The sequence below is a fragment of the Salinisphaera japonica YTM-1 genome (assembly GCF_003788585.1).
GTDB classification, from domain to species: domain Bacteria; phylum Pseudomonadota; class Gammaproteobacteria; order Nevskiales; family Salinisphaeraceae; genus Salinisphaera; species Salinisphaera japonica.
Window position 1 is genome coordinate 19,742 of sequence record NZ_AYKG01000025.1, and the last position, 23,782, is coordinate 43,523.

Sequence of the window (23,782 nt, forward strand, 5' to 3'; positions counted from 1 at the left end):
CCGAATGCACCGCTAATATGGTGTATTCGGTTCGCGATCAGCCGATCGCCTGCGACAGATCCCGCCCGCCAATGGATAGCGAGGCTGTCTTGATCGCACCGTGTTGGCCCGAGGCCGGCCCGATGGTCTCGATGTCGCCGTGCGTATCAAAGATCACGCAGGCCCCCGGCTCGTAGAAGAATCGATAGACCGTGATATCGCCCCAGAACTCGAGCCGTCCGGCATGACTGCGGTAATGGGCGACGACGATGTCTCGGGCTTGATGAATCTGGCCTACGGCCGACAGATCGCGTAGACCACGCGGCAGATGGATCCGTCGCTGGCACTCAAGCATGGCCAGAACGAACAAAGGCTGCGCACTACGTCGAAAATTCGTGTCCACCGCAATATAGGGCGCGAACGTACGCCGGTGCGCCGCGGTTGTTTCCATCGCCCTGAGCCCGGCCTCGTAATCGGACGCCAACATACCCAGCGCCTCACATAGCGCACGCACGAATCCACGAGCGTCGTAACGAAAATCGAAACCACCGGCCTCCAGGCCCAACAGATCATCGGCCAGTACGGCACGCAGGCGTGCCCGGCGCTCGGCAGTGACGCGTCGATACCCCATCGCCTGCAACAGCGCGTCCCCACTTCGACCGGCCGCAGCCACGCGGATACAGCGACGCAGATTGGCAACATCATCTCGGCAGGTCATACAACGCCCTCGATGCAAGTAACCGTTTTGTCTCAATACATTGATTGAGCCATCGCGGTGCGACGAATCGTGTCGTATCCAATCGCCGGACCACCGTAAAACCTGACCTTGCGCTCAACGTGGACTTGGCCGGCGAGCACTGCTTGACTGGCCGTGGGGTAGTAAAGGGGAATAACGATGTGGCACAACTCATATCTCGCCACACCCACGGCGCGCTGCGCTTTGACAGTGTGCTGCGCTTCAAGGGCGGTCAGGCGCCGGCGGTGATTCTGATCGACGTGGAGGCCGCCGTCTGGGCACACGGCACAACCACGCCGGTGCTCTACTGCGGCATGACACGGGCCAGCCTGCGACTGGACCTGTTCGTGGCGGCCGACAGCCCGATCGCCGGCCCCCTACGTCGCGCCGAGCCCGTCGACGCGCTGATAGACAGCGCGTAGCGATCGCGCCTGCCGATGATCGGCAATTGTTTGCGGCCGGCACCAGCCATCAAGGCGATTGCGTGATGAGAACCGCCGAAACCGTCGTCGGACCCGATTCATCAAGCGTGACATCGGTCGCGATCATCTCAATATCGTCCGCATCGATGAAATCGTCCATCGCGCCGATCAATGACTGAAACTCCAAAATACCAATACCGTGGCCACGCACGACACAGCGCAGGCCACGAACACGCGGGCCGGTCGCGGCATCGCACGGCTCAAACGACCGGACACGACCGTCGACGCTGCCTCCAGCGGCATGCCGGCCGACAGCACAACGTGGGCGAACAGTACAGTCGACGCGTGGCAGAGCACGCGACGATTATCTGCCAGATCCACGCCGACGAGCCCGCCGCAGACATGTCTCGGTACACGTTTTCCCAAAGCGTATCGAGCTGCGCGACAAGCGCCACCCGCCAATCAGGCACCACACTCTCTTGGTAGGCGCCCAGGCTGCCAAAGCTGATCTATCGTCATCGCCAATCGCTGTGTTCGGGTATACAAACGCGAACGCCATCTCTGGATCGATCGCAGCGCGTTAAAAGCAGGCGTGATCTCGTTGCCTGGGCCGATACGCCGCCATGAAACGGCAACAGGCCTTGGCCGTATAAAACCGCAAGTAAAGGCCGGCATGAAAGCCGGCCTATACTTGCGGATAGCGGAACACCGCTATCTAGTTACAGGCTGCCTGATAATTGGCCACGAAAGTATCCCCGGTTTCGGCGATCTCAAACGCATAACGCACGCCGATCTGGCGCCCCCGTGTGGGTGTGATGTCCAGACTGAAGGTGACGCTCTGCCCGGCACGAATGGTCTGGCCATCGCGCAGCCCGCCAAAGCTGGGCGTGCCCCCGGCCGCACTCGTGCTACTCGTCTTAACCGCTTCTAGGTTGCGGATCGTGAAGTCGCCGTTGGTGGCCGTGAGGCGATATACGCCAAGCTCGCAAAAGGCAGCTGTCGTGCGAGTCGCGCTTGCACCGCTCACCTGATACGGCAGGTTGCGACTCTCAAAGCCGTCGAAAACATCATCTTCAGCCAACTGAATATCCGGCGTAACGGCGGTGACACGAACCGTATCCGTGGCGTCCTCGCCCTGACCGTCGGAGACTGTTAGCCGTACGACATAATCACCGCCGGCATCAGGCGTGAACGACGGATTGGCCGTGTCTGCATCCGTAAGCGAGCCCGCGGCCGCGGCCGGGCGGGACTGGAATGACCATTCATAGCTCAACGCATCGTTATCAGCGTCCTGGCTGGCCGTGCCGTCCAGGTTGACGCGCTCGCCGGTCACCACTTGGCGATCGTTGCCCGCATCGGCTGTCGGCGCGCTGTTGGGCGTCGCCGCGGTGATTTGAACGCGATCGGCCTGGCTGTCCAGTTCCCCGTCGTTGACCACCAGCTCAAAGACATAGACCCCGTCAACGTCCGGTGTGAATGCGGCCTGAGCCATCGCTGCGTTCACCAGCGCTGTCTCGCTGGCCGGCGGCATACTGACCACGTGCCAGTCGTAGCTCAGCATGTCGTCGTTGGCGTCCGAGCTGGTCGAGCCGTCCAGCGTGACCATCACGCCGGTTTTAACGCTGTCGTCGGCCCCTGCGTCCGCGACCGGTGCCACGTTGGCCTCAGCCGCGGTGACGGTCACGGTCTCGGCAGCGCTATCAGCCTGGCCGTCGTTCACGACCAGGCGCAGGACATAATCGCCGGCCGCATCCGGCGTGAAGTTCGGCGATACGCTGTTGCCACCCACCAGATCGACCTGGCTATCGTCAGGCATCGACGTAAAGACCCAGTCGTAGGTCAACATGTCGCCATCGGCATCGTCGCTGTTGCTGGCATCCAGTGATACCGCATCACCCACGGTGACTTGTTCATCGTCACCGGCGGCAGCCGTTGGGCGTGCATTGGCCTGGGCCGCCGTGATCGCGACCGTGTCGGGCGCGCTGTCGGCCTCACCGTCGCTTGTGACCAGCTGCACGACATAATCACCGGCCACATCCGGCGTGAACTCGGGCGCGACCGTGTCGGTGGCCGACAGGCTGGCATCGGCCCCGTCCGGACGCGACACGAACGACCAGGCATACGATAGCGGGTCGCCGTCGGCATCACGGCTGTCGCTGCCGTCTAGGGCCACCGGCTCACCGGCCACTACATCCCGATCGGCGCCGGCATCGGCCACCGGCGCACTGTTGGCCGCGGCCACCGTCACGGTCACCGAATCGGCTTCGCTGTCCAGATTGGCGTCGTTGACGGTCAATGCGGCCGTGTATGTACCGGCCACGTCGGGCGTGAACATGGGCTGCACCGTATCGGCGCCGGCCAGTGTCGCCGTGCTCGCATCCGGGCGTGTCGTCAACGTCCAGGCATAGGTCAGCGTATCCGCATCGGCATCGCTGCTGGCACTGCCGTCGAGCGTCACCGATTGGCCGGCGGTCGCGTTGATGTCGTCGCCGGCGTTGGCCACCGGCGCGCTGTTGGCCGTGGCGGCGGTGACGATGACGCTATCGGCCTCGCTTTCAGCCGCGCCGTCGTCCACGACCAGCCTGGCTTCGTAACGCCCGGCCTGGTCCGCCGTGAATGTCGGTTTGGCCGCCTCCGTATCAGATAGCGTGGCCTGGCTATCAGCGGGCGTGGTCAGCGTCCAGGCGTAATCCAGCATGTCATCGTCGGCGTCCCGGCTGGCCGAGCCGTCGAGCGTGACCGTGGCGCCGGTCTTCACGTTCTGCGCGGTGCCGGCCACGGCCACCGGCGGTGTGTTGTCGGCCGGCGCAGACGGTGCCGTCGTGTCCGGGACACTGGCCGCGTCATCGCCATCGTTATCGTCATCGCCACAGCCCGTCACCAGCAGGCCGGCCACAAGTGCGGCACAAACGCCGCCATAAAAACCGTTTCGGCTTGTTTGTCTTAACGTCATGAGTTCCCCCTTCAAGAATGAAATGCGTGCCTGCCGAAGCTGACCATGACACTCTTGCGGTGACATGCGACAAATCGTGTCGCATAAAAGACAATCTCCATCACGCGGCTGTCGTGGCGTTGCGCCGACTCGCGCGCCGAGGCTTGTCACATCCTCGCCCCAACGCCTTTGCACTGCGCTCGCAGTGCTTTTGGACACCGCCGGCCGACAACCCGGTACACGCGATGCGACGCTGGCTGTCGAAACCAAAAGGACCATCCAAACCATGACGGACACCGTTTTCCGGCAGTGGACCATGCTGCGACATATCCCTCGCGCGCCGCAGCGTGTCACGACCAGCGCCCTCGTCACTCGCCTGGCCGACGAGGGCTTTGGCGTCACCCCGCGCACCGTGGAGCGGGACCTCGACAAACTGGCCACGTTGTTCGGTTACACCTGCGACACCGAAGGCCGCACGAATCACTGGTACTGGCCAAAAAATTTCGGCGCCGTCGAGATCCCGGGCCTGGAGCCCAACACCGCACTCGCCTTCCGGCTGGCCGAGCAGCACCTATCGCGTCTGTTACCGCCGGCGACGCTCGATCTGCTTACCCCTTACTTCGAGCGTGCCCGTAACGTGCTGGACGCCGACAGCCAAAAACCGCTGACCCACTGGCAGAACAAGATCCGCGTCATCGGCCACGGCCCACAGCTGGCGGCGCCGACGCTGGACACCGACATCCAGCGCACCATGTATGACGCCCTGCTCCACGAGCGCCGGGTGACCGTCGACTACGCCCCGCGAAGCGACGACGCCGGCCGTATCAAACAGTACGAATTCAGCCCGCTGGGTCTGGTCTCCCGCGATGGCATGCTCTATCTCGTGGGCCCGCTGTGGGAATACGACAACGTCGTGCAACTGGCCCTGCATCGCGTGAAAACCCTCGAGCCGGTGGACAAATCGGTCTACCGCCCGGCCGATTTCAACCTCGACGATTACATCCACGCCGAGGGCGGCTTCAATTATCCGACGGGCGAAGGCACCGTCGAGCTCGTTCTACATGCCAACGAGGCGACTGGCGCCCATCTGGCCGAGCGCCCGATCAGCGACGACCAGACCATCACCGGCCGGGCGAACAGCGTGGAGATTCGCGCCTCGGTGCTGGATACCGATGCCTTGATGTGGTGGCTACTGGGGCTGGGCGACGGGATCGAGGTACTCAAACCCGAGCGCCTGCGACGGCGAATCATCGATACCTTGGAGACCACGCTTGCCCAGTACTCGCCGACGACCGATGCCGGGGAAAACGCCTCGAATGGATCGTGAGGGCCGCCACGGATCGCCGACGAATCAATGATGCGCCGGTCCAGACGTGATGATACAACCCGTCGTTATGACATCGCATCATGCTGGGATGAACAACGCGCGATCATCTCGGGCATCGGGGCCTCGACAACGTCGCCATCGACCCATAACACCTCACGAAACGACCGAAACTCGACGTAGACATCCGCGCCGGCGTATCGCTTCACCTCACCGGCCAGAGCCAACCCGCGACGATCCAGGGCGTCGAAATCCGGCCGCGGCCCGCCGTCGTGGGCGTGATCGAATTCCACGTCTTCCTTGAAACAGCTCCACTGTTCCAGCGCGTCAACGACAGACGCGGGAATGCCGTAGTCCTCGAACTTGACCCCGCGACCCGTACGCAGCGCGCCGCCCGGGTAGTCGATCGGCCAGAGGCCTGCCGAGCTTGGTACCGAACAGACCTTTAACAAAAGCGCGTAGCGATCGAGATAGCGTCGTTCCATGAAACGCCATACGGCCGGGCTGTCGGCGGGATCCAGCCGATCAAAGAACGCGCTGCCGGGCCTGGCAACGTGCCGATACAGCCACTGGCGATACAGATCGAATCGCGCGCTGCCCTGCATTGCCTGGATATACGCCGGCGTGTCATGCCGATGATCGAAGCGCTCGCGCCGCTCGGCCGGGCTCATGCGAGACGCTGATCCTGTCGCAGGAGGGCTGACACCCAGGCGGCGCTCCCGGTCGAGCCCGCGTGCACTTCGCAACCCGCCCGGCAACGCCACGATGAGGCGCCGCCCCATGCCGCGATCGAAATCGATCATATGCTCGAGCCGCGCGCCCGGCTCCGGCGACAAATTGGTTGCCACGACCGTGCCATAGCCAAACTTCGGATGATGAACGCTGTCTCCCGGCTCGAATTCCGGATACAGATGCGCCCCCTCTTCGGGCGAACAGAACGCCCGCGTGCCGATCACATCGCGATACGTCCCGTCTGCAAACTCAACGTGATGACGATCCAGATCGTAGCCGGGGTCACGCGTTCGTGTGATGCCTCGCACAACGCCGTGCCCGAAGAATCGGTGATAGATCGATTGGCCACACTCGAGAATCACGCCACACCGGCGCGCGCATCCTGGAGCGACTTCAAAGTACGACCGGCCCGGTCTTTCCAGCAGATCCGCCCGTTCGCACTCCCGCCCACCAGTACGCCGGCCGCCAGCGACGGGGAACTGAACCGGAAATCCTGCGTGAAGCGCAGCGCGTGTTCATCCGTGACAAGCACGCCGCGATCGACCAGTTGTTGTCGCATATCCCGCATATGGTCATGGATCGAATCGACTTCTGCCGCCCGGGCGAGCGCCCCTTCGAGCACAACAAAGCCGTCTGCGACTTCCCGCCCTCGACCTTCACCGCCACGCTCGGCCAGATACAACATGGGCGGCTCGTCGCGGCTTGTGTCGGCGGCGGCGTGCGCTCTGGCCTGGCCAGATGCCGCCGCAAACGCATCAATGCCCAGCAATGGAAAGATCAGCCGCATTTCATCCAAGAACCATTCCGCGTCCGCGCGGTCCGGTTCCGATAGCGGCGGCGGCGTCGGCTTGTTGCCGTTCTCCAGCAGCCACTGATTCGCCTGGCGCGCGAGTTGCAGCAGTCGCGCCTCCAGATAACGCACGTGGGCCTTGTTCAGCCCCTCGTTCGTGCTGGTGAACGCCACAACCCGCGTCCAGAACTCCTTGCCCGCCACATGCTGCTTGAGCCGCTCGCCCAACGTATCGGCTTCGCCGACATACAACATCGGCGCGCCGTCTTCTGCCGTGCCAACAAGTACATAAACGCCCGGTTGCCCCAGCTCCGGGCGCGCCAACGCCCGTTCGATTTCAGAACGGCTGACGACGACCGCTCGGCCGGTCCAGTTGGACTTATCGATCAACCGCAGGCCGTCCGGCGTGCCGTCCGCCAGAAAGATACGAATCGACGTCGGTCTTGAATCATTCACGATGCTTGCCCCCATCCGCCGCACGCGAGAACAACGTGTATAGCAGACAGGTCATTTCCATACACGTCGCCTGCAACATGTATAGAAAAGACCGATAAGCGAACACGCCGCAGCTCGTTAATCACGCGCCGCGCACATCGTCAGTCACGCTACGTGCCGGTAGACTGCCGGCTTTCGTTTATCGCTTGTCCAGGCTGCTCCACGCATGTTTGAAAACGCCTTCAACAACATCGACAAGGCCCTGCGCAACGACGAAGGCATGGCCACCGAGCTGGATTATGCCGAGCAGACGTCGTGGCTGCTGTTTCTCAAATACATTGCCGATCGCGAGCCCGAGCGCGAGGACGAGGCGCTGTTCGAAGGCCGTGACTACTACCCCGTGCTGGAAAAGAAGTTCCGCTGGGAAAACTGGGCCGCGCCGAAGGATCTGGCCGGCAACTTCGACCATCAGACCGGCCGCATCGGCAAAGACCTGATTGCCTTCGTCAACGACGAGCTGTTCCCCTACCTGCAGACATTTCGTAACAGCGCGACCGGCGTGGACACGCTGGAATACAAGATCGGCGAGATCTTTTCCGAGATCATCAGCAAGTTCCGCTCGGGCTATGCCCTGCGCGATGCCATCGAGATCATCGACACCTTGACCTTCAACAGCCAGCAGGCCAAGCACGAGCTCTCGGATCTGTACGAAACGCGTATCCGTCGCATGGGCAACGCCGGGCGCAACGGCGGCGAGTACTACACGCCCCGCCCGCTTATTCGCGCCATGATCCGTGTAGTAGACCCCAAGCTGGGCGAGACGGTCTATGACGGCGCCTGCGGATCGGCCGGCTTCTTATGCGAAGCCTTCGACTATCTCAAACGCGACGATCTCTCGACCGGCGACTGGCACACGCTTCAGCACAAGACTTTTTTCGGGCAGGAGAAGAAATCGCTGGCGTATGTCATCGGCATCATGAACATGATCCTGCACGGCATCGAAACGCCGGCTATCCGCCATGCCAACACGCTGGGCGAGAACGTGCTGGAAATCCGCGAGGCCGACCGGCACGACGTGGTGCTGGCCAACCCGCCGTTTGGCGGCGGCGAGCGCAAGGAAGTACAGCACAACTTCCCCATCAAGACCGGCGAAACGGCTTATCTGTTCCTGCAGCACTTCATCCGCAAGCTACGCGCCGGCGGGCGCGGGGCCGTGGTCATCAAGAACACCTTCCTGTCGAACACCGACAACGCCAGCGTCGCCCTGCGCCAGGAACTGCTGGAAACCTGCCACCTGCACACCGTGCTCGACTGCCCCGGCGGCACCTTCCAGGGCGCGGGTGTGAAAACCGTCGTGCTGTTCTTCGACAAGGGCGAGCCGACCCGCGATATCTGGTACTACCAGCTCGACCCCGGGCGTTCGCTCGGCAAGACCAACCCGCTGAACGACAACGACCTGGCCGAGTTCATCGAATTACAACCGCGCAAGGCCGATAGCAGCCAGAGCTGGACCGTCGCCGTCGACGATATTGACCCGGCGACCTGGGATCTATCGGTCAAAAACCCTAATGTGCCCGAAGAAGCACCGCTACGCAGCCCGGCCGAAATCATCGACGACATGCTGGCGCGGGATGCCGAAACCGCGCGGATTCTGGAAGAGATTCGGGGGATGTTGTGAGCTCTCAAGCTGACCTTTTGTACGGATCAAGAGCGAAGTGGCCGAAGGTGCAGCTCGCCGACGTTGCCCAAGTCGTCAACGGCGGAACGCCGAAATCCAAAGTTCAGGATTATTGGGGCGGCGATGTTCAGTGGCTTACTCCAAAAGAAATGGGCGGCATGGCGGGTCGCCATATCGCTGCGACTGAACGAACCATTACCGAGACAGGATTGGCGAAATCGTCAGCTCGGCTCGTGCCAGCAAACTCTTTGATCCTGTCGACGCGCGCACCTATCGGTCACCTAGCTGTCAACGATGTTGAGATGGCCTTCAACCAAGGCTGTCGAGGTATTGTGCCAAGCGCTGATCTCGATATCGGATTTCTCTACTACTTCCTTTTTGCTAACCGGCAACAGCTAAACGACCTCGGCACGGGAACGACATTCAAAGAACTGTCAGCGACCAATCTAAAAACGTTCCAACTACCGTTGCCAAGGCTAGACGAGCAGAAGCGAATCGTTGCGGTGCTCGATCAGGCCTTCGCCGCGCTCGACCGCGCTCGCGCTCATGAGCTCGAAAACCTCGGAAATTCGGCAGCTTTGCTCGAGTCGTTTGTCGAATCGCAACTCGATCAGTCGGAAGGCCGCATAGCGACCCTTCAGCAGCTTCTTGACGACGGGTCAATTAAAAGTCACCTCGACGGGAATCACGGCAGCGACTACCCTCGAAAAGACGAGTTTGTATCTTCCGGCGTGCCATATATTTCCGCGAACTGCATCATAGATGGCCAAATAGACTTTAACCGTGCCAAATATCTTTCTGAAAAGCGCGCAGCAAAACTGAGAAAAGGCGTAGCGCATGATGAGGATGTTATCTTTGCGCATAATGCTTCGGTCGGTCCGGTAGCAATACTTCGCACTTGCGAAACTAAGGTCATTCTCGGCACCTCAGTTACTTACTATCGTTGTGACCCGAACCAAATAGATCCTGAGTTTCTTGCACACGAGATGCGCGGAACGCAATTTCGAAGACAGTACGAGGCCGTGATGAAGCAAGCGACCAGAAATCAGGTGCCAATTACCGCCCAACGGAAGTTGAGTCATACGATTCCAAATATAGAGCGACAGAAATTTATAGCCGCAGCTTGTTCGAAAGTAGCAGATCGAACTAGACAGCTTTCTAAACAATACGATCAAAATCTCCGTGGGATCGATCAGTTACGGCAAACATTGTTAGAAAAAACGTTCGCAGGCGAACTTTAATAACGCCAACACGATGAAAGAAACCGAAGCCGACACCCGCGCCAATCGTATCGACTCCGTTCTTCGTGACGCGGGTTGGGATGGCACGGGCGGTTCGCAGGTTTCGCGTGAATACGTCATCGCCCAGGGCCGCATCACACAGGCCGGGCGGATCAATACGTTGACGGCCGATTACGTGCTGAGCCGGCAGGGCCGACATCTGGCGGTTATCGAGGCCAAGCGGGCCGGGCTGGGGTATACGGACGGACTGGCGCAGGCCAAGGAATACGCACGACGGCTCAAGGCGCGGTTTGCCTATGCCACCAACGGCCATCGCTGGTACGGCGTGGATATGGTGACCGGCGCGGAGGGCGATATCGGCTTGCCGTTTCCCTCGCCTACTGCGCTCTGGAACCGGTGTTTTACCCAAGACAACGACTGGCGCGAGCGCTTTGGCGCGGTGCCGTTTCATACCGCGGGCGGCAAGTGGCAGCCGCGTTATTACCAGCACAACGCGATCACGGCCGTGCTGGAGGCGATCGCCCAAGGCCGTGACCGCATGTTGCTGACGTTGGCCACCGGCACGGGTAAGACGGGCATCGCCTTCCAAATCGCATGGACGTTGTTTCAGGCAAGCTGGAATCTGTCGGGCCAGCCCACGCGGCGGCCGCGGATTCTGTTTCTGGCAGATCGCAATTTTCTGGCCGATCAGGCATTCAACGCGTTTTCGGCCTTCGATGCGGATGCGCTGTGTCGTATCAATCCGGCAGAGATTCGCAAGCAGGGCAAGTTGCCGAAGAACGCGAGCGTGTTCTTCACGATCTTTCAGACCTTCATGACAGAAGGGAAGACACCGGGCGAGCGTGAGTTCACGTTTGAGGGCTACCCGGCGGATTTCTTCGATTTCATCATCATCGACGAGTGCCACCGGGGCGGCGCGCGGGATGAAAGCGCCTGGCGCGAGATCCTCAAGCACTTCGCCCCGGCCGTACAGCTGGGCCTGACGGCCACGCCCAAGCGCGATGCCAACGCCGATACCTATGCCTACTTCGGCGAGCCGCTGTATACCTACGCGCTCAAGGACGGCATCAACGATGGCTATCTCACGCCGTTCAAGGTGCGCCAGTTGGCAAGCACGCTGGATACTTATTCGTTCTCGGGCGAGGACGAGGTGCTGGCCGGCGAGATCGATTACGACCGGCTGTATACCGAGAGCGACTTCAATACGAAGATCGAGATCGAGGACCGCGAGAGGAGCCGCGTGGAACGCTTCATGGCCGAGATCGACCAGCGCCAGAAGACACTGGTGTTCTGTGCCACCCAGGCCCATGCCGCACGGGTGCGGGATTTCATCAATCAGGTGAAAACCAGCACCGCCACAGACTATTGCGTACGGGTGACGGCCGCCGACGGGGCCCGCGGCGAGCAGTTTCTGCGCCAGTTTCAGGACAACGAAAAGACGCTGCCGACGATTCTGACCACGTCGCAGAAGCTCTCGACCGGCGTGGACGCGCTCAACGTACGCAACATCGTGCTGATGCGCCCGATCCGCTCGATGATCGAGTTCAAGCAGATCATCGGGCGCGGTACGCGGGTCTTCGACGGCAAGTATTTCTTTACGGTCTACGACTTCGTAAAGGCCCACGAACACTTCCGCGACCCGGAATGGGACGGCGAGCCGGAGCCGCCTGAAGTGCCAGCGCCAAAGCCCGCGCCTTATCCCGACGCGCCGGAACCTAGCGGGGATGGCGTGAGAGATGGCGACCACCTGCCGGGCGATGATGATGACAAACCGCCGGAAAAAATCATCGTGATACTGGCCGACGGCAAGGCGCGGCGTATCCAGTACCTGACGACCACCAGCTACTGGTCGCACGACGGCACGCCGATCACCGCCGAGCAGTTCATGGCGCAGTTGTTTGGCGACTTGTCCGGCCTGGTCGATTCCGAAGAGCAGCTGCGCGCGATCTGGAGCGATCCGGAGCAGCGCACGGCCTTCATCGACCGGCTGGCCGAAATGGATTACGACCACGAGCGCCTGGCCGACATGCGGCGGCTGATCGACGCGCCGGACAGCGATATCTTCGACGTACTGGCGTACGTGCGTTTCACGCTCGCGCCGCTGGCCCGCCGCGAACGCGCTCAGCACGCGCGTGAAACCGGCCTGGCCGGCTACGAACCAGAGATGCGTGAATTTCTCGATTACATACTGCAGGCGTACGAGGCACGCGGCGTCGACGAACTGGCACCGGCACGGATCGGTAATTTCCTGCAGATCCGCTACGGCGGTATGCAGGATGCCAAGCGCCGGCTTGGTTCAGCCCAGGACATACGCGGGGCCTTCTTCGATATCCAGAGCTATCTGTTCCGTGACGCTTGAGATCACCGAGGTCAGGCGGCGCTCGGAACACGGCATGACCCGGCCATTCATTTGTCGCGGCGATGACGGCGCGGTTTATTTCGTCAAGGGACGAGATGCGGGCAAGGCCGCTTTGATCCGCGAATGGATCTGCGGCTGTCTTGGTCGAACGCTTGGCTTGCCCATCGCATCGTTCGATATCGCATGGGTGCCGGGGGAGCTCATAGCGGGGCCCGCCAGCCTTGAGCTAGACGATCTTGGCGACGGGCCGGTATTCGCTTCGCGCGAACGCCGCGTAAGTGAGCTCACGCTGCAGTCCGCCGCGGAAATCCCGCCGGCGTTAAGACGCGACGTGCTTGTTTTCGATTGGTGGGTCAAGAACGGCGATCGTTCTCTCACTGAAAGAGGTGGCAATCCCAATCTTTTCTGGGCCCCCGACAGTAAAGAGTTGGTGATCATTGATCACAACGTGGCGCTGGATGACACACTCATGCGCGATGAGTTTCTAGCTGACCACGTATTCCGCGATGAAGCAGAAACAGTGTTCAATGACTTGGCCATGCGCGCCGAGTACACTGCACGTCTAGAATCAGCGATAATGCAATTGGACGCAGCGACTGCGGCCATACCCGCGCAATGGCGCTATCATGACGCTGATGAACTCGACTCCGTCGCATTCGATTGGGTCGCGATGAAAACGCTTTTGAGCGCTTTTCGAACCGAGGGTTTCTGGGCGATCCGATGAGCCGCACTCTTTGCCAATACGCGATCGTGCGTTTCGCGCCGTTTCTTGAGACGGGCGAGTTTGCGAACGTGGGTATTATCCTGCTGGCGGCGGATCAATCTTATTTCGGGTTCGAGATCGAGACCCAGCGCTACAAGCGCGTAACGAATTTCTTTGACGATATGGACAGTCGTTTATATCGCCAGACCGTCAGAGAACTCGGACTCGAGCTTGAACGAATTCAGACGCTGATCGCACGCCAGAAAAACACGTCTGCTTCTGATCGGGTGGACGCCCAAGCACTGTTCGATGAGCTCATCCGAGCGCGCGAAAGTATCGTGCGCTTTAGCCAACCTGGCGTGGTGCTGGCCGAAGACCCCGCACAACAACTGAACACGTTGCATCGCTATTACGTACGCCGAAGTTTTGTGACCCCCGAACATCGCGAAACCGCACTGGCGCGCGGCATCGGCCAGTGGCTGAGAGACGTCAATATCAGCGAACGCTTCACGCCGGCTCGTCTGGGCAACGAAGAATTCGAAACGCCGAAGCTTCCATTCGTTGAGCAGCGGAACGGCAAAGCGGTCAAGGCTGTAAAACCGCTCAGCCTGGATCAAACAACGCCGATCGCTATTCTCGAACACGCCGACAGATGGAAGTTTCGTATAGCTGGCTTGCGTAAACGTGGGCTGTTTGATGGTCGTTTTCTATTCGCTATCGACGGTCCTTCCGGTAACGACAAACGCGCCAAAGCGTTCGAGGAGGCGCGCGGCTTGCTGACGGATATCGAAGCGAACGTGGTCGACTATAAAGACCGAGAAGGCGTTATCGACTTTGCTTTAGAGGCATGATGGCCCAGGGGCTCGGGCCACCGACTGCACCGGTAGGTTGACCATCAGTTCAACCGCTCAACCCCACCGGCAGACTTTGGCACGGATATAGAACGAAGCCAGCCTTGATCGGCCAATTTTTCGAAATGCTCGATCAGACGGCCATTGAAACAAACCGGTGCCCTGTGCATTACGCTTTCAGTTATCAGCAGCGTCCGCGGGGTTCGACTGGTGTGGCATGGTCACTGACCCCGTTACGTCCAAATCCGATAGGGCCCGCGTGCTCCGGTTGGCCAGCCGGGCCTGGGGCAAACCGGCGTCCTGCCTGGCTTGCCGAACAAGACAGCCGAAGCTGCCCGCGCCTGCGACAAGCATCAATATTCCCGATCGGGAATAAGTAGCCAATAGTTCTGTTCGACGATAATTCGAGGCGGCACTTCTTCGCATTAGTTCAGCGTTGACTATCCCGCGCGCACACGCCAGGCCGCCCCTTGGCCAGTAGCGCGGGCCATTGCATAACAACGACACGATGTGTCGCATTGGCGGTGTCTAGTACGTCTCCCTGCCCTGTGGAGACCGCCATGTCTGCAATTGCGCATGTTCCGAGTGATCGCCCCGTGCTCAGCCTTCAGCGGAACCAGGCGCTGGCGGTGCGGCTTCTGGACACAACGGCCGCGCTCGGCCAGCTGCCGTACCGACGTGTCCTGGATGACGATGAGCCGGTGGCCATGCTGCTGGGCACTGCCCGCCACGGCGCGTTGGTTGATGCGCTGACGGGCGATATGTCGCCAGACGATCGGCATGCGTTTCGACAAGGCGGCGTTGCACTGGCGGGGTGGCAGCGGCGTGTCTTTCGAAATGCGCTCGGTGATTTTGCAGCCTCGCAGCGTCTGGGCGAGCCAATACCGCACGATGCGCTTTCGGCCAACCTGGCCGAACTGGGCCGCTTGTTATCGCTCACGCCGCCCGCGCTTGATCTGCTGGATATCGGCATTCGAAGTGGCAGCGATGAGATGTTGCTCAAGATTCGATCGCCCTTTATTCAGCACGGCCTGGAAAAGAGTGCCCTGGATTTTCAGCATCTTCTCGAGCGGCTGCTTGGGTGCGACTTGAGCGAGGTACAAGCGCTGATCTACCCCCGCGGCCAGCTGGTCTATAGCGGGCTGATCAACCCGCGCGATGATCCGAAAGAGCTCGACGACCTGAATCTGTCGATGGATCTGGCCAGCGCGCTTCTGACACCACGCTTCGACTTCGAGCGGGTTTTTGCGCCGTTTTTCAACAAGGCACCCTCAAGCCGGCTTACGCTGCACGATTACGATTGGCTCGGCGGGGTCATCGATCTGGCGCGGCGGCTTCTGGCCGGCACCGGTTGCGCCGGCATTCGGCCACCGCAGTTGCTATTGCACGGCATGACCGGCACCGGCAAGTCCGAGCTTGCGCGCGTGTTGGCCGCCGCCGTCGGCGCAGACGCCTTCGCCATTGCGGACGGCAACCTGAAAGGCGAGCCGTATGAAAGAGCTGATCGCCTGCGGGCGGCGAAAATCGCGCACAGTGCACTGGCCGACCATGCCCGTGCGCTGCTTGTTTTCGATGAAGCTGAAGCGGTCTTAACCCCGGCCCCGTCGCTGACAGAGCCGGAAAAACGCCAGAAAGGCTGGCTCAACGAGTTTCTGGAGCGCGCGCGGCTGCCGTGTATCTGGATCGCCAACGGTATCGGCAGCGTTGATGCCGCGTATCTGCGCCGTTTTGATTTGGTGATCGACGTGACCGTGCCGCCATGCACAGCACGGCGGCGCATAGCCGCGGACGCACTCGGCCCGTTTTCGTTGTGCGATACATTTTTAGACCGGGTGGCCGAACAGCCGTCGATCACGCCGGCAGAGCTTGCCCGAACACGAGATGCGTTGTATGCGCTTGGCGACCAGGCACAACCGGCGGAAGACGCCGCGCTCGTGCTGGCCAACGGCAGCCGTGGCGTGGCCCGCCAAGCGCTTGATCCGCGCCCCGGCTATCGCTTGCCTGCTTTCGACATCGACTGCATCAACTGCGAGCTCGATCTATCGCAGCTGCTTGACTCGTTGCGGCGGCTCGACGAGGCGCGGCTGTGTTTTCACGGCCCGCCGGGCACCGGCAAGACCGCCCTGGCCCGCCACATCGCCTACCGGCTGGATCGCGAGCTGGTCACCGTACAGGCCTCCGACTGGTTGAGCCCATGGGTAGGCCAGACCGAGCAACGCATTCGGCAAAGCTTTAACGAAGCCGCACGTCAGCGCCGCGTACTGCTGATTGACGAGGCCGACACCTTCCTGCGCGATCGGCAGCTGGGCACACAGTCCTGGGAAACCAGCCACGTGAATGAATTGCTCAAATGCCTCGAAGACGCCCGCTCAATCGTTATCTTTGCAACCAATGCGTTTGAAACGCTCGATCCGGCGGCGTTGCGACGCTTTGATGTAAAAACCGCGCTCAAACCAATGCGCGCCGACCAGCGCCGCCGAATGTTGCGTGTCGTGCTGTCAGGAAATAAGTGCGACACGAATCTGTCGAAGCGCGCCGCGGCACGAATTGACGGCCTGCAGGAGGTCACCGGCGGCGATTATGCGGCCGCACTTCGACACGTATGGATCACCGGTGGCGAACTCAACCGCGACACACTGATTGACGCGTTGGCCCGGGAAGTAGACGCACGAGCGCTTAATCACCGCCATTCGCATATCGGATTTATTGGTTGATCGCTTGGCTTAACGGGCAGAACACGGCTATATCGGCGGTCGCCGCGTTTACTGCGGTGCGGATGCAGAGAAAGTCTCGATCCGTTTTGCGAAACTCGAACACGCGATGACAAAGTATCAGCGCATTCTGTGACAAACTCGCCAGGCCGGTCTGGAACGGCATGACTTCAAGCGGGGCGGCTTGGTCAGGCCAACGCGTGTCGACATTATTTTGATGTTGACGCGAGGCTGATTGTTAGACACAGGGGGGGACATGAGCACCGATATACAAACGGGGGCGCAAGAAAAGCCGCCGCAGACGCCATTAAGCGTTTCCAACGATGGAACGGACGAGGATCGCGTATGTGAGCGCACCGCCACATGGGTACAGAAAGGCCCGCGCATCGGCGTCTATCTTTTCTGGTTGGCCCTGGCGCTACTAGCCCTGCACGTGACTGCTTATATCGGTGCGATTGGAAATCGGTTCGTTGTCGGCGCCGTTCTTACTGCGCTTTGGCTCCCGATGACGTACTTTTTGTATTGGCGCGCCATTTCGAGGCGAATAATACGATGGCATGTCCTGAAAGAAGGCTCGCCGGTAAAAAACCGATTGCGCGGCCGGTTCTTACCGCTTGCTTTGTCAGCGATATTCTCGGCCGCGGCGGCTTTAGCGCTCTTCGTTTTTGCGAGCCAAGGAGTAAGCCTGTCGAACCGTGTGGCACTGGTTCTTGCGGTCCTCTTATGGGTATTCATCGAACCCACCACCACGCGCGTCGTAGAACGAAATACCAAAGTCTATGCAGCGCCATACTTTGCCAAGCGCCTCACGTACTGGACTGTCGTCGGTGCCGTAAGTCTTGGATTGCTGCTAGTCGGCTTTTTTGAGCCACACCCGGATCTTACGAATTTGACCGCACGCGAGGCTTTCGTTTTCGGCCAGTCTCAAGCAATCGGGCAGTTTGAGTGGATACGCTTCCTGGCTGGCCTATCCAACGGCCTGGATTATGTTTGTATTTGGATCGCTCAAACGATGTCGCTGGTGCAAGACAACCTAGGTCTGACGCTCGGCGCCTGGATAGTTTTGCTCTTCAAAATGCTGGCGTTCGTCATATCTGCCCTGCTTTTGATTCAAGCAGCCAGCGTTTGGGCGACGCAACGTGCGACGTCTCGAGATCACAAGAGCGATGCGCGGGCTAGCGTGTCACAACATCTGATCAATGCGGCTAGCTGCCTGGTAGCCGCCGCCTTGATGTTCGGATTCATTTGGGATCAGGCCGTCGCTAACCCATGGGGTTGGATGACCGGTCAGACGATAACGTTCTCGATGTCGGGAAAGGTCTATCAACTATCGCCCAAGGATCTCGAAGCCTCCTTGGCGATGGCGCAGGCTAAAACCACTATCACCCAAAATCGTGCTCTCGGAGAACTGACCGATCAAACAAATCAGCGTATCGACGACGTTTTCGACGCAGCAATCAAGCGTGTGCCGGAGTATGCGGATCAGCACTTTTCTATGTCTGGAAAGTTTACGGCTGTCGCATCGGCCCTTCCGCAGGTGAGTGCGAAAACAGCTGAATCGATACTTTTCCCAACCGTAGGTCTCGATGCACAGCTCCAATCAATCGAGCAGGGCTACGTCAATCAGCTTGATTTTGAACGATTCGCGCAGGCCAGCAACTGGTCGCGCAACCTACGACAATCTCTGGAGCGTTTCGAATCCCACGCGCTTCGTAATAACTCGCGGCCCGTGCAGCCGTTTAGCCCAGAGACCATCGTCGCGAAAAGCCAGATCGACGATTTGCTGGGCAGAACCCGCGCATTGACAGAGTTCGCCGTCTCTTCAGGTTTTGCAGTGGCAGTGACAGGCGGCTCAGTTATTTCTCGTCGGAAAGTAGCCGCTGAAAAAACGCCCCCCAACAATGGCAAGAAAGCAGTCAAAAAAGTAAAACCCAAGAACAAGTTTTCGATGAAAACCGCTTGGTCAAAAATGCTTGCTTCGGGGAAACAGGCAAGTAAAAGTTTGTGGTCCAACGCCAAGAGCTGGGGAACCGCCACAAAAACACTGCTGACCAAAGACGGAATTAAAGCGGCCGGCAGCAGTATCAAATCGCTGCCCGGAGCCGCCTTGAAACTCAAAAAATATGCGCCGGCGATTGGGCGCTTTGCAGCTAAACGGGCGCCTCGCTTAGCAGTCAGCCCCGGATGCGGGCCAGCGGCCATCCCGTGTGCCATTGTCATTTTCGCAAGCACAGAGGCGGTCGCATGGTACGGGGCTACTCGCCTCGACAAATACCAGAACCAAGATGCACTCGAAGCCAAGATGATCGCAAGATTAAATCGTTCGCGTGAATCGTTGAAGCGGGTTTATGCAGCGAGGAGCCAGTCGGCGCTAGAGCCAAACATCGACGCGCTGACTGCGCGTGTTGGACGCGCGGTAATGCCGGTTGAGTATTTTATAAATTAAAGAGCACGTATAGCGAAATTGCCCGGTCGGCAGCCGCTAGATCAGGCAATTTTCCGGTGTCTGTGTGGCGCTGACTTACGGCTGAAAATTAGCGTATTGCTCTGGCTGGTCGACCGGGCCACGATTCGATTGGCGGCCTGGCGGGCGACCGCGCGGCCGGCTCACTCGATTTGCTTGAGCGCTTCAATTAACTGGGGCAAATCCGTCTGCACAATACTCCAGATCGTATCGTTGTCGATGCCAAGATAGCCGTGAATCAGTTGATTACGTGTTGCGATGATCAGCCGCCACGGCACGTCTGGATACTGTGTTCGGACATCCGCCGGTACATGTGTTGCGGCTTCGCCAATCAACTCGAGATTGCGTAGCGTCGCGTCGTACACAAGATTGTTCGCAATGAACGTTTCTTGGCTTAAGCCAGTGGTATAAGTACCGGCTCTTTCGGCAAAGCCGATCATGTCGCTCACATAGAATCGCCATTCGCGGTGGTTACTCGACACGGATCGCTTCGTTTTCGATCAAAGGCTTCAGCTCTGGTCGTAACGCCTTGTCGGTTACAAGATCGACCCGGCAGCCAAGCAAGTCTTCGAGATAGAACTGCACGCCAAAATATCGTTTCGACGTGGCAGGCCCGTCGAACGATACGAGAACGTCAACGTCGCTACCGGCTTTTGCCTCGTTGCGCGCGGTCGAGCCGAAACAAGCCAGATCGCGCACATCAAATTCCCGCATCAAAAACGGCTTGTGCGCCAGAAGCAGTTTGAGGAGCTTGTCTCGCTGTAATTGGTTAGACATGGATATTTCCGACAAGAGCCAGAATCGCTAGGCGGCTTTTAACAATTCTTGGTCAGAAAATGTACATGAATTGGCAACTCGATCGTTACCAGTTCAACGTCTCAAACCCACCCTCAACCTTCTTGTTCTGGCTCGATTCGTCCAGGGCCACGCCGTTGGCGGCGTCGTCGGCGTCGATGACGCCGGCGGCGGGGTCTTTGGCGATGCCGTTGACGACGGGGTGTTCGCGGAAGTATTCCTCGAAGCGCATTTTGGCGTCTTCACCGAACAGGATTTCGCAGGCTTCCATGAGGCCGTCGGATTTCTGGATGGTTTCCTGGCGCGAAACGAGGCTAATCTTGGAGCGCCGGCGCAGGAAGTCTTCGAGCTTGGTGATCATCTCGCGGCGGGCGGCCTGGCGGACTTCGGCACGGATATATTCGGTGCCTTCGATGAGGATTTCGGCCTGGCGCGGGTCTTCGCGGATGTTTTCCAGGATACCGATGGCATGGCCGGCGTAACGGCGCCAGAGCCGTGTGGATAACGGCTCGGAGGCGGTGGCGTCGGTGTAGTCGTCGAGGCTCATCAGGCGGGCCTGATGGAAGAACTCGTCGCGCACGGTGTCGGAAGGCTCGCCGTACCAGCGATACCGCGGGAAGCGGATGTTGATGCTCATTTCCTTGACGAGATCGGTGATTTCGTCGCCGACGTTGACGCAGTCGGTGAGCTTGCCGCCGAAGATGCTGATGAAGCCCTGATCGATATCGGAATCGATCTCGTGCTTGCGCGACAGCTGCAGGAAGTCACGATCCTTGCCGCCGGTGTTCTCCACGGCCAGCGGGCGTACACCGCAGCGGGTGGCGATGATGTCGTCACGATCCAGCGGCTTGTCGAGCGTGAGCCGGGCGTTGATGTTGTCGAGCACGAAGTCGATGTCGTCGTCGGTGATGGCGGCATGCGGATCTTCGGTGCGGGTATCGGTAGTGCCCACGCAGGTGCGGTTGCCCATGGGGATCGAGAAGAACAGGCGCCCGTCCTCGTCGAAGAAGGCCAGCACGCGCTTGTTCGGCGTGAGCTGGTCAACGATGAGATGGATACCCTTGGACAGCACGTGGCTGTGCTCGGTTTTTTCCTCGGTGAGCTTGTTGTATTGATCGGCCAGCGGGCCACAGGCGTTGACCAGTGTCTTGGTCTTGACGGTGAAGCTGCGCCCGGTCATCTGATCGGTGAGTTCGACGTGCCAGAGGCCGTCGCGGCGCTCGGCCCCGGTGGATTTCACATAGTTGACCGCCGAGCAGCCGCTGTTCATGGCCAGGCGCACGAAGTTCCACACGAAACGCGCGTCGTTGTCGTGCAGGAAGGCATCGGAATACTCGAAGCTGCCGGTGGCCTGCTTCGTATCGATGACCGGCTCTTCTTTATTGACCTGTTTGAGCGAGGGCAACCGCGGGAGTCGCGTGAAGCAGTTGCCGAACAGCCAGTAGATCCACGTGCCGGCCCATAGCATCAGCGGATGCCAGCGGAAACCCTTGGTGATGGTGGTCAGAAACCGAATTTCCTGCACCGTGGAGGGGTAATGCCGGATCAGGTGGTTGCGCGAGACACATAGCTCGCGCACCAGTTTGAAGTCGTAGGACTCCATGTACTTGATGCCGCCCCAGATGAGGTTGGATGACCACATGCTGGTCATGCCGGCGAAGTCGCCCTGGTCGATGAGCGCGGTCTTCACGCCCTTGCCCGACAGGGCGGCGGCCGATACGGCCCCGTTGATGCCACCGCCCACGATCAGGGTGTCGTACACCTCACCTTCGGCGAGTTTCTCGATATTGCTTTCTCTGAGCTGCATCGTCGTTGTCCTGATCGTTAACGTGTGCCCGGGGGGCCGCGCCGGTTGCGTCCGCGACGCACCGGAACCGGTTCCAGATCTTTATCTAAACCTGCGCCCGAAAACCCTAGTCTACAACCCGTCATTCGTTAGTCGTAGGCCACTGGTAATTACGCACGCCAACTGCCCCGGGTTGCAAGTCAGCCGGTGGCGGCGCGAATCCAGCGGGCGACGGCTTGATTGCGCGTGTCCTGTACCCCGTAGCGATAGGATTCTTCGGCGGCACTTGCCCAATCGCGCTCGTGCAGGGCCGCGCGCAGGCGGCGATATTCAAGCAGGCCGGGCCGCCCGAGGTTGAAGGCCAGATCCAGCAGGCCATAGCGCACGCTGGCCGGGTAATCATCAAAGCGGGTGTCGTAGGCGCGGGCGTCATCGCGGGCGGTATCGACCCGCGCGGCCAGTTCATCGTTCAAGGCCGCCAGCGAGGCCACCAGATCGGTATAGGGCAGGTATTCGCTGGGTGGATAGCGTGCGGGCGGTGCGCCTGCCACGCGGTCGTAATCATCGCGCACTGCGGCATCGGTGGCCGGCGCGCCGGTCTGGCGCTGCGTGAACCCCAGACCGGCTGCCACGGCCGCATCGGCACTGGCCAGTAGCAGGCCGGTGCCGATGGTCACGTTGGCGCGCGTGTCCAGGTACATATGCCGGGCAAAGCCTTCAAAGACCTTGAGTTGCTCGAGAAAGCCGGCCTCGGTGGTCACGATCTGGCTCATTCGGTCTCTCCTGCAACACGCATGACGAGCGGCCCGTCGCGGTAGCGCGAGCTGCCGATACGCAGTTTATCGCCCTGCAGGGTGACCGCAGCGGTATCCCGATCGCCCATGGGAATCCGCCGGGTGACGGAAACAAACGTCTGGCGCGAGAGGTGGCGCCCGGCCGCGCCGTAAGCCTGGCGCGTGTCCAGGCGTACGAACAGGACGGATTTGAACACGGCCGAGCCGCCGGTCGGCGCGCGCTCGGTCTCCAGCACGAAGGTGTCGTGGGCACAGCCCACCACGTGATAGGCATAGTGCGTGTCGGGCATATCAGCCACGACTTGCCCGCGCGGGCCAAGCTGGGTCTTGGCGGCGTATTCGTTGCTGTGCCGGGCCGCGGAGAGGTTGATCTCCGTGACGATGGACGGCGAGCGATCACTGATGAACGGCTCGAACGCCGCGATGACCTGGGCGCTCACCGGTGCGCCGTCGAACATAAAGGCACGCTCACAGCCCTCGGCCGCCTTGGCGCCGCCCGCGCTCAATGCCCATGCCGTGTTCGTCACGACCAGGCCCGCCAGGATCGCGACCATCGCGGAAAACACGCGCGTGCTGCTCATTCTCATCGCGCTAATACCTGTTCCGGATCGATACGCACGTCATACCACGTCATCCCCCAATGCAGGTGCGCCCCGGTCGCGCGGCCGGAGGCGCCAACCGCGCCAAGCCGCTGTCCCTGATCAATCGTTTCCCCCACGGCCACGTCGATACGCGACAAGTGCAAGAAGTTCGAGCCGATGCCGTGCCCGTGATCGATAAGTACCGTACCACCGGTAAGATAAAGATCCGGCTCGGCGAAGACCACGCGCCCGGCCGCCGGGGCGACGACCGGCGTGCCGGCACCGGCAGCGATATCCATGCCGCTATGGGCCGATCCGGGTGTGCCGTTATAAATACGCTGTGCGCCAAAGTGCCCGCTGACCCGCCCCGGCGCCGGGCGGATGAAATGCTCGGCAAAGCCTAGGGTCTGTTGAGGTTTCATACGAGTCCGCGCCAAGCGCTGTTTTGCGGCAAGACGAGGCGTAGCCC

General features: G+C 60.4%; 19 protein-coding genes. 9 read left to right on the forward strand and 10 right to left on the reverse strand.

Features of this window, described 5'->3' with window-relative positions; genetic code table 11:
* Positions 1 to 37: 37 nt before the first annotated feature.
* Positions 38 to 697: a hypothetical protein gene (locus tag SAJA_RS08920; protein WP_123658324.1), complete on the reverse strand. Its 660-nt coding sequence runs from the start codon at positions 695 to 697 to the stop codon at positions 38 to 40.
* Positions 698 to 876: 179 nt separating this feature from the next.
* Here SAJA_RS08920 and SAJA_RS08925 point away from each other — a divergent pair, with 179 nt between their 5' ends.
* Complete coding sequence (locus SAJA_RS08925; RefSeq protein WP_184999824.1) at positions 877 to 1,137, forward strand: ATP-binding domain-containing protein; 261 nt, start codon at positions 877 to 879, stop codon at positions 1,135 to 1,137.
* Between the two features lie 715 nt (positions 1,138 to 1,852).
* On the opposite strand, the gene SAJA_RS08930 is transcribed toward SAJA_RS08925, so the two are convergent.
* Complete coding sequence (locus SAJA_RS08930) at positions 1,853 to 4,090, reverse strand: PKD domain-containing protein (RefSeq protein ID WP_184999826.1); 2,238 nt, start codon at positions 4,088 to 4,090, stop codon at positions 1,853 to 1,855.
* A 265-nt stretch (positions 4,091 to 4,355) separates the two neighbouring features.
* Here SAJA_RS08930 and SAJA_RS08935 point away from each other — a divergent pair, with 265 nt between their 5' ends.
* Positions 4,356 to 5,396: a helix-turn-helix transcriptional regulator gene (locus SAJA_RS08935; RefSeq protein WP_184999827.1), complete on the forward strand. Its 1,041-nt coding sequence runs from the start codon at positions 4,356 to 4,358 to the stop codon at positions 5,394 to 5,396.
* Between the two features lie 65 nt (positions 5,397 to 5,461).
* Here the strand turns inward: SAJA_RS08935 and SAJA_RS08940 are convergent, their stop codons facing one another.
* Both SAJA_RS08940 and SAJA_RS08945 read right to left on the reverse strand, forming a co-directional pair.
* Positions 5,462 to 6,433 carry a hypothetical protein gene (locus tag SAJA_RS08940; protein WP_123658328.1) on the reverse strand — a complete coding sequence of 324 codons (972 nt, stop codon included), beginning with the start codon at positions 6,431 to 6,433 and terminating at the stop codon, positions 5,462 to 5,464.
* Between the two features lie 50 nt (positions 6,434 to 6,483).
* The gene (locus SAJA_RS08945) at positions 6,484 to 7,305 is read right to left on the reverse strand and encodes a GIY-YIG nuclease family protein (protein ID WP_221180180.1); all 822 of its coding nucleotides are present in this window, start codon (positions 7,303 to 7,305) and stop codon (positions 6,484 to 6,486) included.
* Positions 7,306 to 7,576: 271 nt separating this feature from the next.
* Between SAJA_RS08945 and SAJA_RS08950 the strand changes: the two genes are divergently transcribed.
* The 7 genes from SAJA_RS08950 (at position 7,577) to SAJA_RS08980 (ending at position 19,339) form a co-directional block, all read left to right on the forward strand.
* Positions 7,577 to 9,028, forward strand: coding sequence for a class I SAM-dependent DNA methyltransferase (locus SAJA_RS08950; protein ID WP_123658330.1), 1,452 nt, complete (start codon positions 7,577 to 7,579; stop codon positions 9,026 to 9,028).
* On the forward strand, positions 9,025 to 10,269 hold the full coding sequence (locus tag SAJA_RS08955) for a restriction endonuclease subunit S (protein WP_123658331.1): 1,245 nt from the start codon (positions 9,025 to 9,027) through the stop codon (positions 10,267 to 10,269). The genes SAJA_RS08950 and SAJA_RS08955 overlap by 4 nt, the downstream gene beginning before the upstream one ends.
* Before the next feature lie 13 nt (positions 10,270 to 10,282).
* Complete coding sequence (hsdR, locus tag SAJA_RS08960) at positions 10,283 to 12,628, forward strand: EcoAI/FtnUII family type I restriction enzme subunit R (RefSeq protein WP_123658332.1); 2,346 nt, start codon at positions 10,283 to 10,285, stop codon at positions 12,626 to 12,628.
* Positions 12,618 to 13,352, forward strand: a complete 735-nt coding sequence (locus SAJA_RS08965) for a HipA family kinase (RefSeq protein ID WP_123658333.1) — start codon at positions 12,618 to 12,620, stop codon at positions 13,350 to 13,352. The genes hsdR and SAJA_RS08965 overlap by 11 nt, the downstream gene beginning before the upstream one ends.
* A complete protein-coding gene (locus SAJA_RS08970; RefSeq protein WP_123658334.1) occupies positions 13,349 to 14,182 on the forward strand; it encodes a DUF3037 domain-containing protein in 834 nt (277 codons plus the stop codon). Before SAJA_RS08965 ends, SAJA_RS08970 begins: the two co-directional genes overlap by 4 nt.
* A 560-nt stretch (positions 14,183 to 14,742) precedes the next feature.
* On the forward strand, positions 14,743 to 16,896 hold the full coding sequence (locus SAJA_RS08975; protein ID WP_123658335.1) for an AAA family ATPase: 2,154 nt from the start codon (positions 14,743 to 14,745) through the stop codon (positions 16,894 to 16,896).
* Between the two features lie 253 nt (positions 16,897 to 17,149).
* The gene (locus SAJA_RS08980; protein WP_123658336.1) at positions 17,150 to 19,339 is read left to right on the forward strand and encodes a hypothetical protein; all 2,190 of its coding nucleotides are present in this window, start codon (positions 17,150 to 17,152) and stop codon (positions 19,337 to 19,339) included.
* 161 nt (positions 19,340 to 19,500) lie between these two features.
* Here the strand turns inward: SAJA_RS08980 and SAJA_RS08985 are convergent, their stop codons facing one another.
* The 6 genes from SAJA_RS08985 to SAJA_RS09010 all read right to left on the reverse strand — a co-directional run.
* A complete protein-coding gene (locus SAJA_RS08985) occupies positions 19,501 to 19,797 on the reverse strand; it encodes a HepT-like ribonuclease domain-containing protein (RefSeq protein ID WP_123658342.1) in 297 nt (98 codons plus the stop codon).
* Positions 19,798 to 19,828: 31 nt separating this feature from the next.
* Positions 19,829 to 20,134: a nucleotidyltransferase family protein gene (locus tag SAJA_RS08990; RefSeq protein ID WP_123658337.1), complete on the reverse strand. Its 306-nt coding sequence runs from the start codon at positions 20,132 to 20,134 to the stop codon at positions 19,829 to 19,831.
* A gap of 85 nt (positions 20,135 to 20,219) precedes the next feature.
* The gene (locus SAJA_RS08995) at positions 20,220 to 21,959 is read right to left on the reverse strand and encodes a glycerol-3-phosphate dehydrogenase/oxidase (RefSeq protein ID WP_123658338.1); all 1,740 of its coding nucleotides are present in this window, start codon (positions 21,957 to 21,959) and stop codon (positions 20,220 to 20,222) included.
* A 179-nt stretch (positions 21,960 to 22,138) separates the two neighbouring features.
* On the reverse strand, positions 22,139 to 22,711 hold the full coding sequence (locus tag SAJA_RS09000; RefSeq protein ID WP_123658339.1) for a lysozyme family protein: 573 nt from the start codon (positions 22,709 to 22,711) through the stop codon (positions 22,139 to 22,141).
* Positions 22,708 to 23,313 carry a hypothetical protein gene (locus SAJA_RS09005; RefSeq protein ID WP_123658340.1) on the reverse strand — a complete coding sequence of 202 codons (606 nt, stop codon included), beginning with the start codon at positions 23,311 to 23,313 and terminating at the stop codon, positions 22,708 to 22,710. Before SAJA_RS09005 ends, SAJA_RS09000 begins: the two co-directional genes overlap by 4 nt.
* 2 nt (positions 23,314 to 23,315) lie before the next feature.
* The coding region (locus tag SAJA_RS09010; RefSeq protein ID WP_148070962.1) for a M23 family metallopeptidase at positions 23,316 to 23,782 on the reverse strand (467 nt) is incomplete at its 5' end.